The sequence below is a fragment of the Streptomyces sp. LHD-70 genome (assembly GCF_031157275.1).
GTDB lineage: Bacteria > Actinomycetota > Actinomycetes > Streptomycetales > Streptomycetaceae > Streptomyces.
This window is the reverse complement of sequence record NZ_JAVIFW010000002.1, coordinates 617,668-633,798: the sequence shown is the minus strand read 5'-3', so window position 1 is coordinate 633,798 and position 16,131 is coordinate 617,668. Positions and strand designations below refer to the sequence as shown.

Sequence of the window (16,131 nt, the reverse complement as noted above, 5' to 3'; positions counted from 1 at the left end):
CAACCCTCCACACATCCCGTGGGCAACCCTTCGTGCGCCCGATGAGTCGGTTCCCCTAGGGCAGGTGCTGATTGTCACGTCCGGAAAAGGCCGGATCAGCAGTCCTTTGTCCGCATGGCCGGTGTTAGCTTCATGAGCTGACCCGGGGGAGCCGAACTGACTGGAGCGACGGAGCAATGGGCCGAGCGGAAGCGAGACGAGCGCGGCAGCGCGGCGGAGCACGCCGGGCGGCGGCGCGGTCGCAGTCCGATGGCATACGCCCCCGTGGCGCCCGCCGGGCCGCCAAGGGCAAGGGCGGCATACGCCGTTTCTTCACCTTCAAGCGCGTCCTCGGCACCCTCTTCGGGCTCTGCCTGCTCGCGATGGCCGGCTTCGTCGCGCTGTACCTGCTGGTGCCGGTCCCGGAGGCCAACGCCCAGGCCGAGCAGCAGAGCAACGTCTACAAGTACGCGGACGGCAGCGTCATCACCCGTACCGGAGAGGTGAACCGCGAGATCGTCGGTCTCGACCGGGTGCCGAAGCCGGTGCAGAAGACCTTCGTGGCCGCGGAGAACAAGTCCTTCTACAAGGACCAGGGAGTCGACCTCAAGGGCACCGCCCGCGGCGTCGTCAACACCCTCACCGGCAAGGGCAAGCAGGGTGGTTCGACGATCACCCAGCAGTACGTCAAGAACTACTACCTGAACCAGGACCAGACGGTCACCCGCAAGCTCAAGGAGCTGGTGATCTCCCTCAAGGTCGACCAGAAGCAGTCCAAGGACGAGATCCTCGCGGGCTACATCAACACCAGCTACTACGGCCGCGGCGCGTACGGAATCCAGGCCGCCGCCCAGGCCTACTACGGCGTCGACGCCGAGGAGCTCTCCGTCGAGCAGGGCGCCTATCTCGCGGCGCTGCTGCAGGCCCCGAGCCAGTACGACTGGACGGCCGCGTCGCCCGCCAGCAAGAAGCTCGTCAAGCAGCGCTGGAACTACGTACTCGACAACATGGTCGAGCAGGGCTGGCTGGACCAGGGCGAGCGGTCCGGGATGACCTTCGACAAGCCCGGAAAGCCCAAGCCGGAGGCGGGCAAGGCCGGGCAGGCCGGGTACCTGGTGGACGCCGCCAACCGGCAGATCGTGGACGAGCTGGTGCGCCGGGGCGACACCCGGGAGGACGCCCTCAACAAGGTCGAGGCCGGCGGCTGGACCGTCACCCTGAACATCGACCCGAAGAAGCAGAAGGCCCTGCTCAAGGCAGTCGACACGGAGCTCAACGACAAGCTGGACACGGACCAGCGGAAGGTCGACGCCGCCGTGCAGGCCGGCGCGGTCTCCGTGGACCCGAAGACCGGCGAGGTCGTCGCGCTCTACGGCGGCGAGGACTACCTCAAGCACTACCAGTCCAACGCGACCCGCCGTGACTACCAGCCCGGCTCGACCTTCAAGCCCGTGATCCTCGCATCGGCCCTGGAGAACGACGCCCAGACGCAGGACGGCACCCCGATCCGCGCGGGCACGGTCTACGACGGCACCAGCGGCCGTCCGGTCGAGGGCGGCGAGAAGCCGTACGCCCCGCCGAACGAGGGCAAGAAGGACTACGGCGACGTCACCGTCCAGAAGGCCATGGACAACTCGGTGAACTCGGTGTTCGCGCAGATGGGCGCCGACGTCGGCATGGACCGGGTCGCGCAGACCGCCTCCGACCTGGGCATGCAGAAGATCACCACGGACCCGGCGATGACGCTCGGCTCGATGGGCGCGAGCCCGATGGACATGGCGGGCGTCTACGCGACGCTCGACAACCACGGCAAGAAGGTCACCCCGTCCATCCTCAAGTCGGCCACGCACAAGGACCGCGAGAAGATCCAGCCGGAGCCGCTCGGCGAACAGGTGGTCCAGCGCACCACCGCCGACTCCGTGACCTCCGTCCTGCAGGGCGTGGTCAACGACGGCACCGGCTCGGTGGTCGGTTCGGGGCGGTACGCGGGCAAGTACGAGGCCGCGGGCAAGACCGGTACGTCGGACAACAACGTCTCGGCGTGGTTCGCGGGCTACACCCCCGAGATGGTCACCGTGGTGGGCATGTTCGGTGAGGCGCCCGAGGGCGGCGGCGATCTGAAGCGGCCGGACAAGTCGCCCGCGAAGACCAATGACCACGTCTCGCTCGCCGGTGCCGGTGGCGACGGCAAGATCCACGGCAGCGGCTTCCCGTCCCGGATCTGGGCCGCGTACACCCTGGGCGCCCTGAACGGCGGCTCGGACGCGCGGTTCGACCTCGACACGGACATGGGCGCGGGCGTTTCGCCTCCGGCGGAGCCGACGAGCGAGGCCCCGTCGACCGATCCTTCGGATACACCGACGGCGCCGCCGACCTCACAGGACCCGACGACCACGCCGCCGACGACGGAGCCGCCCACGGACGGCCCGACGACCGAGCCGCCGACGGACGGCCCGACGGACCTCCCCACGAGCCCGGACCCCTCCGGCTCCTGGGGCATCCCGACGGACCCGGAAGACGACAACGGCAACGGCAAACCGGACAAGCCGGGCCGGGACTAGTCCAGACGCCGGAGGGGCTGATGCAGCAGCCCCTCCGGCGTTTGAGGAACTCAGCCCCCGTTGACCTTCGCCGCGATCCGGTCCCCGACCGCCTTGTCGATGTTGCGCCAGTACTGCACAGCCCGGTCCAGGACCGGCCGCGAGACGCCATCGCGCAGGTGGCCGGACACGTTGGACACCAACCGCTCGCGCGCCGCGTCGTCCAGGACCTGGCGGACCATCGTGCCGGGCTGGCCCCAGTCGTCGTCCTCGGCGTGCCGCTCGGTCGCCTCGCGCACCATCTCGCCCGCCGTCTCCCAGCCCGCCGGATCACCGAACCGCCCGGTGAACCCGGCCTCGGGACCGCCGTACGAGTTCGGGGCGTACGGCCGCGCGGCCTCCGAGGGCGCGTACCGCATCGGTCCGTCCTTCGCGTACGAGTTGACGGGCGAGCGCGGCCGATTGGGCGGCAGCTGGGCGTAGTTGGGGCCGATGCGGTAGCGGTGGGTGTCGGGGTACGAGAAGAGCCGGCCGAGGAGCATCTTGTCCGGGGACGGTCCGACGCCCGGGACCATGTTGGACGGCTCGAACGCGGCCTGCTCGATGTGGATGAAGTAGTCCTCGGGGTTCTGGTCGAGGGTCATGCGGCCGACCTCGATCAGCGGGTAGTCGCCGTGCGGCCACACCTTCGTCAGGTCGAAGGGGTTGAAGCGGTAGTCCGCCGCGTCCTCGAACGGCATGATCTGGACCTTCAGCGTCCAGCTCGGGGCGTTGCCGGCCGCGATCGCGTCGAACAGGTCGCGGCGGTGCAGGTCCGGGTCCGAGCCGGCCAGTTCGTCGGCCTCGGACTGGGTGAGGAAGTCGATGCCCTGGTCGGTCTTGAAGTGGTACTTCACCCAGAACCGCTCGCCGCCGCCGTTGATCCACATGTAGGTGTGCGAGCTGTAGCCGTTCATGTGGCGGTACGTCTTCGGGATGCCGCGGTCGCCCATCAGCCAGGTGACCTGGTGCGCGGACTCGGGCGACAGGGTCCAGAAGTCCCACTGCATGTCGTGGTCGCGCAGCCCGTTGTCGGGGCGGCGCTTCTGGGAGCGGATGAAGTCCTGGAACTTGATGGTGTCCCGGACGAAGAACACCGGGGTGTTGTTGCCGACCAGGTCGTAATTGCCCTGGTCCGTATAGAACTTGAGGGCGAAACCGCGCGGGTCGCGCCAGGTGTCGGGGGAGCCCTGCTCACCGGCGACCGTGGAGAAGCGGGCCAGCATGTCGGTGCGGCGGCCCGGCTGGAAGAGGTCGGCCTTGGTGAACTGGCTGACGTCGTTGGTGACTTCGAAGAAGCCGTACGCCCCCGAACCCTTCGCGTGGACCACCCGCTCGGGGACCCGCTCCCTGTTGAACTGGGCCATCTTCTCGATGAGGTAGTGGTCCTGGAGCAGGATCGGTCCGTCGGGCCCGACGGTGAGCGAGTGCTCGTCGCTCTCCACCGGGATCCCGGTGTTCGATGTGGTGTACGGGGCCTTCTGCGGTGCCTCGGTCACGAGTCCTCCCGTCGAGAGGGTCTCGGAGGTGGTGGGCCACCGCCTCGGAGCGAGGCGGCGGCCGCTTCGTTCACCACGCCAGTCAACGCCGCCGACGCGGCGTCGGCAACATTTGGCCGAGGCACCTTCGGACGGGCCCCTCAGCCCCGGTTCAGCTCGAACCACACCACCTTGCCGGTGGAGAGCCGCGTCGCACCCCAGCGCCGGGCGAGCCGGTTGACCAGGTACAGGCCGCGCCCGCCCTCGTCCGTGGCCCGCGCCTGCCGCAGCCGGGGCAGCTGCGGAACGTCGTCCCCGACCTCGCAGCGCAGGACGTCCGTCCGCAGCAGCCGCAGCGTGATCGGCCGGGACGCGTACCGCACCGCGTTCGTCACGACCTCGCTGACCAGGAGCTCCACCGACTCCGTGAGGTCCTCCAGGTCCCAGGCGGCCAGGGCGCGCCGCGCGAGCCGCCGGGCCCGGCCGGGCGCGGAGTCCTCCGGGTCGAGCTGCCAGTACGCGACGTCGCTGGGCGCGATGCCGTCGAAGCGGGCGGCGAGCAGCGCGATGTCGTCGTCCCGGTCGCCGGGGCCGAGCATGTCGAGCACCTCGTCGCAGAGCGCTTCGAGCGGCGGGGCGTGGTCGGGTCCGGTCAACTCGGCGGTGGCGGCGAGCCGTTCGCGGAGCTGCTCGATGCCGGTCCACACGTCGCGCAGCCGGGACTCGACCAGGCCGTCGGTGTAGAGCAGCAGCGTCGCCCCGGCCGGTGCGTCCAGCTCGACGGCCTCGAAGTCGACCCCGCCGACCCCGATGGGCGCGCCCGCCGGTACGCGCAGGACCTCGGCCCGCCCGCCGATGTGCAGGAGTACGGGCGGCGGGTGCCCGGCGTTGGCGATGGTGATGCGGTGCGCGACCGGGTCGTAGACCGCGTACAGGCAGGTCGCCATGCGGTCGCTGCCGAGACGCTGGGCCTGTTCGTCGAGGTGGTGCAGGACCTCCTGCGGCGGCAGGTCGAGCCCGGCGAGGGTCTGCGCGGTGGTGCGCAGCTGGCCCATGATCGCGGCCGAGGTCATGGAGTGGCCCATGACGTCCCCGACGACCAGGGCGACGCGGCTGCCGGGCAGCGGGATCGCGTCGTACCAGTCGCCGCCGACGCGGGCGGTCTCGGCGGCCGGGAGATAGCGGCTGGCGAGGCGGACGCCGGTGGGCTGCGGCAGCGTCTCGGGCAGCATCGTGCGCTGCAGCTCGTCCGCGATGTACGCCTCGCGGCCGTAGAGCACAGCCTTGTCGATGCCGAGCGCGGTGTGCGTGGCGAGCTGCGCGGCCACCAGCAGGTCGTCCTGCTCGAACGCGGCGCGCTCGGGGCGGCGCAGGAACACGGCCGCGCCGATCACCCGCCGCCGGCCCCGCAGCGGGGCGAGGATCGCGCGCCGGCCCTCCGGCAGCGTGTGGTCCTCGCCGAGGAGTTCGGGCAGCGCGGCGCGCGCGGCGGGGGTGTCGCCGAACACCGGACGGACGCCGCGCAGCACCTCGGCGAGCGCGCCGCCGGTCCGCACCTCGCACAGCTCGGCGGCGTTGGGCTCGCCCCGGCTCCAGCGGAGCTGCAGGCTCGGCGTCGCATCGGGCGGCACCGGCAGCGGGGCGAGCAGGCTGCCGCCCTCGGAGACGGTGTCGTCCATCTCGTCGGGTATGCGGTCGGTGCGGCGCAGGCGCAGCACGACGGGGCCGACGGGCCGCTCGTCGCCGACCGGGAGCGGGTCGCGGAGGTAGACGAGGATCGCGTCGGAGAACGTGGGCACGGTGGCCCGGCACAGGCCCATCACGATCTCGTCGAGGTCTATGCCGCGCGCGATCCGCCGGGTCGCGGCGCCCACGAACCGCAGCCGGTCCCCACCGTGCCGGGCCGCGTCGCCGTCGCCGGACGGGGGCGCGGGCGGTACGGGCGGGGCGGGCGGCAGTCCGTCCGCCCGGCCGTCGGAGGGTACGGCGGCGGAGGCGCCGGGGTGCGCGGAGGGCGCGGGGTGCGCGGACGGGCCGGGGTGGCCGCTCTCGCCGCCCGTACCGCCCATCCGGGCCGGGGGCACGGGCAGCGGCCCGGGGCGCGGGCGGTGCGCGTCCGGTTCGGGGGTGTCGGCGGGGCCGGACTTGCGGTGCTCGCCGTCGTCGCCGCCGGTCCGGTTCTGGGACGGTAAGGCGGCGGCGGTCCGAGGTGCGGCCGTGCCGGAGTGCTCGGCGGGCCGGGTGCCGGAGGCCTCCGCGCCGTCACCGTGGCCCGGGCCTTCCGGTCCTTCGGCGGAGTCCGGGGAACGCAGCAGCGCCCCGCGAGGGTCCGCGGGGTTCGGCCGGGCAGCTCGCGGCTGCCTGCCCTCGTGGGAGGTGGGGTGCTCCGTCACGCGTTCTGAATCCGTCCGTCCGGGGCTGCGCGCGGCGCGCGCCGAGAGTGGGGGCCTGCGAAGTGCCTCACGCGCGTCGGCAGTTGAGGAACAGCTGGTGTTCGGGGTGGGCGTCGGGTCCGGCCGGTTCGTACGCGTACGCGTCCTCACCGGCGATGTCCAGGCCTGCGGCGCCCACGACCTCGCGCAGGGCGTCCCGCCGGAATCCCGATACCCGGATCGTCCGGCCGAGGAACGGGATCGCCGTGTCGTCGAGGTCGGCCTCGACCATCGACAGCGAGAGCAGGCCACCGGGGCGAAGGAGCGAGCGCAGCCTCACGAGCGCGTGCGGGATCTCCGCGCGCGGCAGCATCAGCAGCGTGAAGAAGCAGGTGATGCCGTCGAACGTGCCGAGCCCGCCCGGCCCTTCGGCCCGCAGCCCGGCGATGTCCCGCTGGTGGAACTCGCCCTCGGGCACGTTCCGGCGGGCGAGGTCCAGCATTGTTGCCGACAGGTCCACGCCGACGACGGTGTGCCCGGCGTCCACGAGCTGCCGTGCCGTGGGGACGCCGGTGCCGCAGCCCACGTCGAGGACCCGGGAGCCGGGCGGCAGCGTCTTGGCGAGCCACTCACCGGCGGCGAGCTGGCCCTCCTTGTGCGGGAAGGCCTCGTCGTACCGCGCGCCGATGGCGTCGAAGGCCTCGGCCTGCCCGGTACGGTCCGGCGCGGCGCCGCCGTACCCCTCGTACCCTTCGCTCACGTCTCTGCCGCCCCTCGATGACGTACGGTCAGAAAGTTCGAAGGCCTGGTCAGTTGCCCTCGCTCCGCGCCGTACTACGCGCCCTTGTGGACGACGATCCTACGTTTGGACCATGGGGGCGCAGCAAGGGTCTCATGGGGACACATGCGCGGGCGTACGATCCCAGTCCACCGGCAGGAACGGCACATTCCACTCCGGATCGGGACGCCATTCCTCCCAGCCGGAGTCGAACGGCGCCCCCCACGCCTCGATCGACTCGACCGCCGCACGGCCCGCGGAGCGCACCGCACGGGCCTGTCGGGAGCTCATCAGGCCGTCGCGCTGGGCCTGCGCGAACTCATCCTCGTCGTGCCAGCGCCAACTGCGGTCCGGGCTCACGGAGATGTCCAAAAAGTGATCCTGCGAGTCGACCCCGCCCGTCCAACGGGTGCGCGGCTCCTCGAGGTTGACGTACCAGCTGCGGAACTGCCAGCCCGGCTCCCAGAACAGCCAGACGGACCAGGGCTCGCCGGGCCGGGCCAGCTTGAGCACACCGGTGCCGAACCAGCGGTCGCGGTGCACGGTGCGCGGGCTTGTGTACCGGGTGGCCAGCGGCTCCTCGTGGACCGGAGTGCCGTCCCGGAGCACGGGTCTGACGCACTCGGTGCCCGGCGCGAGCCAGACGGCGAGCAGTTCATCGGTGTCCTGCACGACGGTGACGGGACGGCAGATGTGGAAGCGGGGGCTCGCGTTGTCCCGGTACCGCCACAGGACGGGGGTGCCAGGGGCCCATCTCCTGATCGTCTTGTCTGTCATGAAGTGATGTTAGTAGGGGTGTTGCGGGCCCGTTCCGCTACGGCCTGGTCATCCGCAGGACGTCGAGCGCCTCGTCCAACTGCTCGACCGTGAGGTCCCCGCGGTCCACGTACCCCCCGTCCAGGACCACTTCCCGGATCGTCCGCCGCTCGGCCAGCGCCCGCTTCGCGACCTTCGCCGCCTCCTCGTACCCGATGTACTTGTTCAGCGGCGTGACCACCGACGGCGACGACTCCGCGTACTCACGGGCGCGTTCGGCGTTGGCGGTGATGCCGTCGACCGTGCGGTCGGCGAGCAGGCGTGAGGCGTTGGCGAGGAGCCGGATCGACTCCAGTACGTTCTTGGCGAGCACCGGCAGCATCACGTTCAGCTCGAAGTTGCCCGCGGCGCCCGCCGTGGCGACCGTCGCGTCGTTGCCCACGACCTGCGCCGCGACCATCAGGACGGCCTCCGGGATCACCGGGTTGACCTTGCCGGGCATGATCGAAGAACCGGGCTGCAGGTCGGGCAGGTTGATCTCGGCCAGACCCGTGCGCGGGCCCGAGGCCATCCAGCGCAGATCGTTGGCGATTTTCGTCAACCCCACCGCGATGACCCGGAGTTGGCCGCTGGCCTCCACGAGGCCGTCCCGCGCCCCCTGCGCCTCGAAGTGGTCGCGCGCCTCGGTCAGCGGGAGGCCGGTGGCGCGGGCCACCTCGGCGATCACGGCGGCCGAGAAACCGGCGGGGGTGTTGATCCCGGTGCCCACGGCCGTCCCGCCGAGCGGGAGTTCGGCCAGGCGCGGCAGCGCGGACCGCAGCCGCTCCACGCCGTACCGCACCTGCGCCGCGTATCCGCCGAACTCCTGGCCCAGGGTGACCGGAGTCGCGTCCATCAGGTGGGTCCGGCCCGACTTGACGACCTCCGCGAACTCGGCGGACTTGCGCTCCAGGGATGCGGCGAGGTGGTCGAGGGCGGGGATCAGGTCCCGCGTGACGGCGGCGGTCGCGGCGATGTGGATGGAGGAGGGGAAGACGTCGTTGGACGACTGGGAGGCGTTCACATGGTCGTTGGGGTGGACGTCCTGGCCCAGGCGCTCGGTGGCAAGGGTGGCGATGACCTCGTTGGTGTTCATGTTGGACGAGGTGCCGGAGCCGGTCTGGAACACGTCCACCGGGAAGTGCTCGTCCCAGCGCCCCTCGGCGACCTCGGCCGCCGCCTCCTGGACGGCCCGCGCGCGGTCCGCGTCGAGCACGCCGAGCTCGGCGTTGACCTTGGCCGCCGCGCCCTTGATGTGGGCCAGGGCCTCGATGTGGGCGCGCTCCAGACGCTGTCCGGAGATGGGGAAGTTCTCCACGGCACGCTGGGTCTGGGCCCGCCACTTGGCATGGGCCGGGACGCGCACCTCGCCCATGGAGTCGTGCTCGACGCGGTACGCGGTCTCATCCGTGCGGTCGTTCGTCATGTCCGTACGCCTCCGAAGTCGCTCTAAAAGTTGAGCACTTGTCGTGTTCGGCCTATTCCCTCGGCCCTACCGCCGAGTAAATACCGGGGTGACAGCGAACCCGGGGAGGCGGCATGCACGTCTTCAAAGGCTCGTGCGATGCCCGTACGACGTGCCGTCCTCAGCGCCGCATCAGCACCCCGAGCGCCTCGTCGAGGTACTCCCGGAACTCTCCGTCCTCCGCCGGGGGCAGCACGGACGGTGCGGCATGGCGGAGTTGGGCGTGCCCGAGGTAGACGGAGTACGCGAGGAGGCCGCGGCGGCGTGCCTCCGCCGGTGGGAAGCCCAGGGCGGCGAAGAGCTGCGCCACGTACGCCACCCGCCGCTCGGTGACCCGGTGGAGCGCCGCGGCCACCCGGGGGTGCGCGGCGGTGGCGAGCAGGGAGACCTCGAGGGGGTCGTCGGCGGCGGCCTCGACGGCGAAGGCGAAGAGGCGCCGGATCCGCAGCTCGGGGTCGGACTCCTCCTCGACCTCGGCGATGGTGCCCTCGGTGTTGATCTCGGCCCAGCGGTCGAGTGCCGCGTCGATCAGGGCGTCCCGGTTGGCGAAGTGCCAGTAGAAGCTGCCCTTCGTGGTGCCGAGGCGGGTGGCGAGTGGCTCGACCGCGACGGCCGCGAGCCCGCCCTCCGCGATCGCCGCGAGCGCGGCGTCCGCCCAGTCCTGTGCCGTCAACCGGGGCTTCCTGCCGCTGTCCTGCCGCGGTCGCTGCTGCCGTTGCGCCATGACCATACGCTACCGTACGGTGAAACCATACGGCAGCGTATGGAGGTGCGTGATGGGTGCGGTCCGCAATGTCCACGAGCGTGAGATCCAGGCCCCGGCGGCGGCCGTCGGGGCGCTCCTCGACCGGCTCTCGGCCGAGGACGACCCGATCTTCCCGGTGCCCGTCTGGGACCCGATGCGGTTCGACCGGCCGCTGGGCGTCGGCGCGCGCGGCGGCCACGGCCCGGTCGCCTACGAGGTCACGGAGTACGAGCCGGGGCGCCGCGTCCGGTTCGACGGCACCCCGCCCTGGGACGGCCACCACGAGCTGTCGGTCGAGCCTCTGGGCGACGGGCGCTGCCGGGTGCGGCACGTCCTGGAGATGGAGTTCCCGGGCCTCATGCGGCTCGCCTGGCTGGGCGCGATCCGGCCCGTGCACGACACGATGATCGAGGAGCTCTTCGACAACATCGAGCTGGTCGCGACCGGTTCGCTCCCGCATCCGGTGCGCCACTCCGCGCGCGTACGGCTGCTCCGCAAGGCCCTGTGGGCCCGGCCGGAGACGGTCGCGGTCCCGGAGCACGCCCGCCTGATCCGTACGGCCCTGGACCGCCCGGCCTACCAGGACGCGTACCGCATGCAACTCCAGCCGGGGCTGCCGCGCGATCCGGCGGCGTGGACCGGGGTGCTGCGCGACGCCTTCCCGGTCATCGCGCGCGAGGGCGGGGAGCTGCTGATGCGGGTGGACACGGCGGGCCTCTCGGCCCGCGCGTCGATCCTCGTCGACGAGGATCACGTCACGCTGTGCACGGTCGCCGCCCCCGACTCGCTGCGCGCCCGGCTCTACTGGAGCGTCGTCAGGCCGGTGCACCCCACGATGGCGCGCATGATGCTGCGCCGCGTCCACCGCGACCTCGCGCTGGCGGCGCCGAGCGCGGGGGAACGGTTCCTTGCGGGCCGCACGGTTCGTACGGGCCGTGCGAGCGGCGCGACCCGTACGGCCCGTACGACATCCGGCTAGGACCCTAGGCGAGACCCGGGCCGCGCACCGGAATGGACGTGAACGTCGGCTCGGGCGCCGGGTTCTGGAAGAAGTCGTTGCCCTTGTCGTCCACGACGATGAACGCCGGGAAGTCCTCGACCTCGATCTTCCAGACCGCCTCCATGCCGAGCTCCTCGTACTCGACGACCTCGACCTTCTTGATGCAGTCCTGCGCGAGGCGGGCCGCCGGGCCGCCGATCGAGCCCAGGTAGAAGCCGCCGTGCGCGTCGCACGCGTCGGTGACCTGCTTGGACCGGTTGCCCTTGGCCAGCATGACCTTCGAGCCGCCGGCCGCCTGGAACTGCTCCACGTAGCTGTCCATGCGCCCGGCCGTCGTCGGACCGAACGAACCCGACGCGTACCCCTCCGGGGTCTTCGCCGGACCCGCGTAGTACACCGGGTGGTCCTTCAGGTACTGCGGCATCTCCTCGCCCGCGTCGAGCCGCTCCTTGATCTTGGCGTGCGCGATGTCACGGGCCACGACCAGCGGGCCGGTCAGCGAAAGGCGGGTCTTGACCGGGTACTTGGTGAGCTCGGCGAGGATCGCGTCCATCGGCTGGTTCAGGTCGATCTTCACCACGTCGGACTCGGTGTCCTCGGACAGGTGCTCGTCCGTGGTCTCCGGCAGGAACCGCGCCGGGTCCGTCTCCAGCTGCTCAAGGAAGACGCCCTCGGCCGTGATCTTCGCGGTCGCCTGGCGGTCGGCCGAGCAGGAGACGGCGATCGCGACGGGCAGCGAGGCGCCGTGCCGCGGCAGCCGCACCACGCGTACGTCGTGGCAGAAGTACTTGCCGCCGAACTGCGCGCCGATGCCGATCTTCTGCGTCAGCTCGAAGACCTTCTCCTCCAGTTCCTTGTCCCGGAAGCCGTGGCCGAGCTCGGAACCCTCGGACGGGATCTCGTCGAGGTAGTGCGCGGAGGCGTACTTGGCGGTCTTCAGGGCGTACTCGGCGGAGGTGCCGCCGACGACGATGGCGAGGTGGTACGGCGGGCACGCGGCGGTCCCCAGGGACCGGATCTTCTCCTCCAGGAACTTCATCATGGAGGCCTCGTTCAGGACGGCCTTCGTCTCCTGGTAGAGGAAGCTCTTGTTGGCGCTGCCGCCGCCCTTCGCCATGAAGAGGAACTTGTAGGCGCCGCCGTCCGTCGCGTACAGCTCGATCTGCGCCGGGAGGTTGGAGCCGGTGTTCTTCTCCTCCCACATGTTCAGCGGGGCCATCTGCGAGTAGCGCAGGTTCAGGTTCTGGTACGCGTCGTAGATGCCCTTGGAGAGCGACTTCTCGTCCTCGCCCTCGGTCAGGACGTTCTGGCCGCGCTTGCCCATGACGATCGCGGTGCCGGTGTCCTGGCACATCGGCAGCACGCCGGCCGCGGCGATGTTCGCGTTCTTCAGCAGGTCGAGCGCCACGAACTTGTCGTTGCCCGACGCCTCCGGGTCGTCGACGATGCGGCGCAGCTGCGCGAGGTGCGCCGGGCGCAGGTAGTGCTGGATGTCGTGGATGGCCTCCTCGGCGAGCTTGCGCAACGCCTCGGGCTCGACCTTCAGGAACGTACGGCCGTCCGGCCCCTCGGCGGTGGAGACACCCTCCGCGGTGACCAGGCGGTACGGGGTGGTGTCCTCGCCCTGGGGGAGCAGATCGGTGTACGCGAACTCAGGCATCTCGCCCATTCCTCACTCGACAGGTAGCAGCTGGCCTCCGGTGGCAGCGCCAACCAGCGTAGAACCTGGCGCGGCGGCCGGGTCTGTGAGGTAAGGCTCAGTTCGTTCCCCCCGTGCCTCCGGTCCTCTTCTCCCGTGCGTTTTCCCTACGTCTAGTCGCGATCTATCGCGTTTGGGTACGCTGGTGGGGTGGACCTCGAAAAGCGCCCTCAGCAGACCGCCCCCGCCGCGGAGCCGACCGACCTGCGCGCGTCCGACGCCGACCGCGATCGCACGGCGGACATCCTGCGCGAGGCGATGGCCGAGGGCCGGCTCACGGCGGAGGAGCACGCCGACCGCATCGACGGGGTGTACCGCGCGAAGACCCTCGCCGAACTCGAGCCGTACGTAAGGGACTTGCCCGGGGCGCACCAGTCGCGTCCGGCCCCCGCGCCGCACACCGATGCGCCCCTGCCTGGCACGATCCCCGCGGAGCCGGACGAGAACCTGGTCGCGGTCTTCAGTGGCGCCACCCGCAGGGGCCGCTGGCGCGTGGGCCGCAGGACGCATGCGTACGCGGTGTTCGGGAGCGTGGAGATCGACCTGACCGAGGCGATCTTCGAGTACCCGCAGATCGTCATCAAGGCCTGGTCGGTCTTCGGGAGCGTCGAGGTCCGGGTCCCGGAGAACGTCACGCTCCGCGGCACCGGCAGCGGCGTCTTCGGCAATTTCGAGGTGGACACCCAGGAGGCGGAGGACGCGCAGGCCCCGGTGGTCTTCGTCGACGGCTACTCCGTCTTCGGCAGCATCGAGGCCAAGCCCAAGCGCGGCAAGCTGATCGCCGACCTGCACAAGTACGTCGGCCGGTACACGGCCAAGCACCTGCGCAAGCACCTCTGACGGCGTCAACCTCCGTGGCTGGGTGGGAAGTTGATCCGGGCGACGCATGGGAACTCAGTGCATAGGGCCGCGTACAGCGGGTAGGGACGGTTCGTCGCCTTCTTCTCGCTCGCGAAGCCGTCGTCAGGAGTAGACCGTGCTGCAAACGCCGCATCAGTCCCTGCAGGTCGCCGCCGTTCCGGCGGTTGGGGTCTCCCCTGCTCGAGCGCAGTCGAGAGCTTGGGGAAGGGCGCCAGCGACGCGAAGTCAGGGGCAGGAGGGCGCCCCGGCACGGGACCAGGACGTGCCCTGGCACTCGGACGCGGTCTGCCGCCGGGACGAGGCCGGTCTCTTCTTCGCCCCCTCCAAGGAGCCGACGGCCGCCCGCCTGGCCCGCGAAGAGGCCGCGAAGCGGGTCTGCGCCCGCTGCCCCGTGATGGTCGAGTGCCGCGAGCACGCCCTGCTCCAGCCCGAGCCGTACGGAGTGTGGGGCGGGCTCACCGCCGCCGAGCGCCGCGTGGTCCTCGCCCGCCGCAGGCGCCGCGACATGGAGCTGAAGAAGGCGACCCAGGCGGCTGCCCAGACCGAGGCGATAGCGGCCGCCGGCTGACGGCCTGTGCGTACGCGAACGGGGTGCCCCTCCGCACAGGGGCACCCCGTTGGCGTCGTATCAGCCAGGCCCGGCGGCCTGGCGGCCTACTTGGCGCGGTCGAAGTCGATCGCGCTGTACGCGCGCAGCTTCTCCAGGCGGTGCGTGGAGTCGATCTGCCGGATCGTGCCGGACTTCGAGCGCATCACCAGGGACTGCGTGGTCGCGGTCTCGGCGCGGTAGCGCACCCCGCGGAGGATCTCGCCGTCGGTGATGCCGGTGGCGACGAAGAAGACGTTGTCGCCGGAGACCAGGTCGTGGGTGTAGAGCACCCGGTCCAGGTCGTGCCCGGCGTCCAGGGCGCGCTGCTTCTCCGCCTCGTCCTTGGGCCAGAGCTTGCCCTGGATGGTGCCGCCCAGGCACTTGATGGCGCAGGCCGAGATGATGCCCTCGGGCGTACCGCCGACGCCCATCAGCAGGTCGACGCCGGTGCCCTCGCGGACCGCCATGATCGAACCGGCCACGTCGCCGTCCGAGATGAACTTGATCCGGGCGCCCGTCTCGCGGATCTCCTTGACGATGCCCTCGTGCCGCGGCCGGTCCAGGATGACCACCGTGACGTCCTCGGGCGCCGAGCGCTTGGCCTTGGCGACCCGGCGGATGTTCACCGACACCGGGGCGTTGATGTCCACGTAGTCCGCGGCCTCCGGGCCCGTGACCAGCTTGTCCATGTAGAACACGGCGGACGGGTCGAACATCGCGCCGCGGTCGGCGGCGGCCAGCACGGCGATCGCGTTCGGCATGCCCTTGGCGTTCAGGGTGGTGCCGTCGATCGGGTCGACCGCGATGTCCACCTCGGCGCCGGTGCCGTCGCCGATCCGCTCCCCGTTGAACAGCATGGGGGCCTCGTCCTTCTCGCCCTCGCCGATGACGACGATGCCGTTCATCGAGACGGTCGAGACGAGTGTGCGCATGGCGCGCACGGCGGCGCCGTCGGCACCGATCTTGTCGCCGCGGCCGACCCACCGCCCGGCGGCCATGGCGGCGGCCTCGGTGACCCGGACCAGTTCCAGGGCGAGGTTGCGGTCGGGGGCCTCGGGGGAGACCTCCAGAGCGGACGGCAAGTGATGCTCGGTCATCGGAGCGCACCTTTCTGATACGACCAGCAGGCCGCGCCCGAAGTGCCGAGGGGCGTGGCGGGCGTCGGGTGGGCGGCCGAGGAGGGTGTGGTTCGCACTCTATCCGGAGGCCGACAAATTGAGCAGTGGCCCCCACGCATGAGCAGAGGGGGCACCTGCGACGATGGGTGCGTGGCAGGTACGAGAGGCACCAAGACGATTCGGGACATGCTGCTGTCCCTCGCGGTGATCGGCGCAGTCGTGGCGGTCATCTACATCTTCATCCCGCACGACGAGTCCCAGAGCCCCGTCAAGACGGTGACCTACGACGTCGAGCTGGCGACGGCCCAGCGCGCGGCCGCGTACCCGGTCCTCGCGCCCGAGGGCCTGGGCAAGGACTGGAAGGCGACCTCGGTCCGCTTCCAGGGCGACGAGCGGGACCACTGGCACCTGGGCTTCCACGCCCCGGACGGCAAGTACGTCGCGGTCGAGCAGTCCACCGAGAAGGCCCCGGTCTTCGTCGACGATGTCACCCGCGGCGCCGAGGAGACGGCCCGCAGCGAGCGCATCGACGGCTCCACGTGGACGCGCTACGAGGGCGAGACGTACGACGCGCTTGTGCGTACGGAGAAGGGCGCGACGACGGTGGTCACCGGCTCGGCCTCCTTCAAGACCCTCGCGGAGATGGCGGGCGCGCTGAAGTGACGCGGATACG

Annotated in this window: 13 protein-coding genes; 5 read left to right on the top strand and 8 right to left on the bottom strand. The window is 71.1% G+C overall.

What is annotated here, in order from left to right; all coding sequences use genetic code 11:
* Positions 1-176 precede the first annotated feature (176 nt).
* Entirely contained in the window at positions 177-2,540 is a 2,364-nt protein-coding gene (locus RCO28_RS07820; protein ID WP_308940227.1) for a transglycosylase domain-containing protein, read from the top strand.
* 50 nt (positions 2,541-2,590) lie between these two features.
* Here the strand turns inward: RCO28_RS07820 and RCO28_RS07815 are convergent, their stop codons facing one another.
* The 6 genes from RCO28_RS07815 to RCO28_RS07790 form a co-directional block, all read right to left on the bottom strand.
* Complete coding sequence (locus RCO28_RS07815; protein ID WP_308940226.1) at positions 2,591-4,057, bottom strand: catalase; 1,467 nt, start codon at positions 4,055-4,057, stop codon at positions 2,591-2,593.
* A gap of 140 nt (positions 4,058-4,197) precedes the next feature.
* Positions 4,198-6,429: a SpoIIE family protein phosphatase gene (locus tag RCO28_RS07810; protein ID WP_308940225.1), complete on the bottom strand. Its 2,232-nt coding sequence runs from the start codon at positions 6,427-6,429 to the stop codon at positions 4,198-4,200.
* Positions 6,430-6,496: 67 nt separating this feature from the next.
* A complete protein-coding gene (locus tag RCO28_RS07805) occupies positions 6,497-7,168 on the bottom strand; it encodes a class I SAM-dependent methyltransferase (RefSeq protein ID WP_308940224.1) in 672 nt (223 codons plus the stop codon).
* 132 nt (positions 7,169-7,300) lie between these two features.
* Complete coding sequence (locus RCO28_RS07800; protein WP_308940223.1) at positions 7,301-7,963, bottom strand: DUF402 domain-containing protein; 663 nt, start codon at positions 7,961-7,963, stop codon at positions 7,301-7,303.
* 37 nt (positions 7,964-8,000) lie between these two features.
* Positions 8,001-9,407: a class II fumarate hydratase gene (locus RCO28_RS07795; protein WP_308940222.1), complete on the bottom strand. Its 1,407-nt coding sequence runs from the start codon at positions 9,405-9,407 to the stop codon at positions 8,001-8,003.
* A 160-nt stretch (positions 9,408-9,567) separates the two neighbouring features.
* On the bottom strand, positions 9,568-10,170 hold the full coding sequence (locus tag RCO28_RS07790; RefSeq protein WP_308940221.1) for a TetR/AcrR family transcriptional regulator: 603 nt from the start codon (positions 10,168-10,170) through the stop codon (positions 9,568-9,570).
* A gap of 52 nt (positions 10,171-10,222) precedes the next feature.
* Between RCO28_RS07790 and RCO28_RS07785 the strand changes: the two genes are divergently transcribed.
* On the top strand, positions 10,223-11,170 hold the full coding sequence (locus tag RCO28_RS07785) for a DUF2867 domain-containing protein (RefSeq protein WP_308940220.1): 948 nt from the start codon (positions 10,223-10,225) through the stop codon (positions 11,168-11,170).
* A gap of 4 nt (positions 11,171-11,174) precedes the next feature.
* Here RCO28_RS07785 and RCO28_RS07780 read toward each other — a convergent pair whose 3' ends face one another.
* The gene (locus RCO28_RS07780; protein ID WP_308940219.1) at positions 11,175-12,851 is read right to left on the bottom strand and encodes a fumarate hydratase; all 1,677 of its coding nucleotides are present in this window, start codon (positions 12,849-12,851) and stop codon (positions 11,175-11,177) included.
* A gap of 189 nt (positions 12,852-13,040) precedes the next feature.
* Here RCO28_RS07780 and RCO28_RS07775 point away from each other — a divergent pair, with 189 nt between their 5' ends.
* A complete protein-coding gene (locus tag RCO28_RS07775; protein ID WP_308940218.1) occupies positions 13,041-13,730 on the top strand; it encodes a DUF1707 domain-containing protein in 690 nt (229 codons plus the stop codon).
* A 136-nt stretch (positions 13,731-13,866) separates the two neighbouring features.
* On the top strand, positions 13,867-14,319 hold the full coding sequence (locus RCO28_RS07770; protein ID WP_308940217.1) for a WhiB family transcriptional regulator: 453 nt from the start codon (positions 13,867-13,869) through the stop codon (positions 14,317-14,319).
* 86 nt (positions 14,320-14,405) lie between these two features.
* On the opposite strand, the gene glpX is transcribed toward RCO28_RS07770, so the two are convergent.
* Complete coding sequence (gene glpX, locus RCO28_RS07765) at positions 14,406-15,437, bottom strand: class II fructose-bisphosphatase (protein ID WP_308940216.1); 1,032 nt, start codon at positions 15,435-15,437, stop codon at positions 14,406-14,408.
* 171 nt (positions 15,438-15,608) lie between these two features.
* Here glpX and RCO28_RS07760 point away from each other — a divergent pair, with 171 nt between their 5' ends.
* On the top strand, positions 15,609-16,121 hold the full coding sequence (locus RCO28_RS07760) for a DUF4245 domain-containing protein (RefSeq protein ID WP_308940215.1): 513 nt from the start codon (positions 15,609-15,611) through the stop codon (positions 16,119-16,121).
* Positions 16,122-16,131: the final 10 nt, after the last annotated feature.

Excerpts from the sequence above, each read along its gene's own strand:
- RCO28_RS07790 (WP_308940221.1), bottom strand. The coding sequence starts at position 10,170 with ATGGCGCAACGGCAGCAGCGACCGCGGCAGGACAGCGGCAGGAAGCCC.
- RCO28_RS07795 (WP_308940222.1), bottom strand. The coding sequence starts at position 9,407 with ATGACGAACGACCGCACGGATGAGACCGCGTACCGCGTCGAGCACGAC.
- RCO28_RS07785 (WP_308940220.1), top strand. The coding sequence starts at position 10,223 with ATGGGTGCGGTCCGCAATGTCCACGAGCGTGAGATCCAGGCCCCGGCG.
- RCO28_RS07820 (WP_308940227.1), top strand. The coding sequence starts at position 177 with ATGGGCCGAGCGGAAGCGAGACGAGCGCGGCAGCGCGGCGGAGCACGC.
- RCO28_RS07800 (WP_308940223.1), bottom strand. The coding sequence starts at position 7,963 with ATGACAGACAAGACGATCAGGAGATGGGCCCCTGGCACCCCCGTCCTG.
- RCO28_RS07780 (WP_308940219.1), bottom strand. The coding sequence starts at position 12,851 with ATGCCTGAGTTCGCGTACACCGATCTGCTCCCCCAGGGCGAGGACACC.
- glpX (WP_308940216.1), bottom strand. The coding sequence starts at position 15,437 with ATGACCGAGCATCACTTGCCGTCCGCTCTGGAGGTCTCCCCCGAGGCC.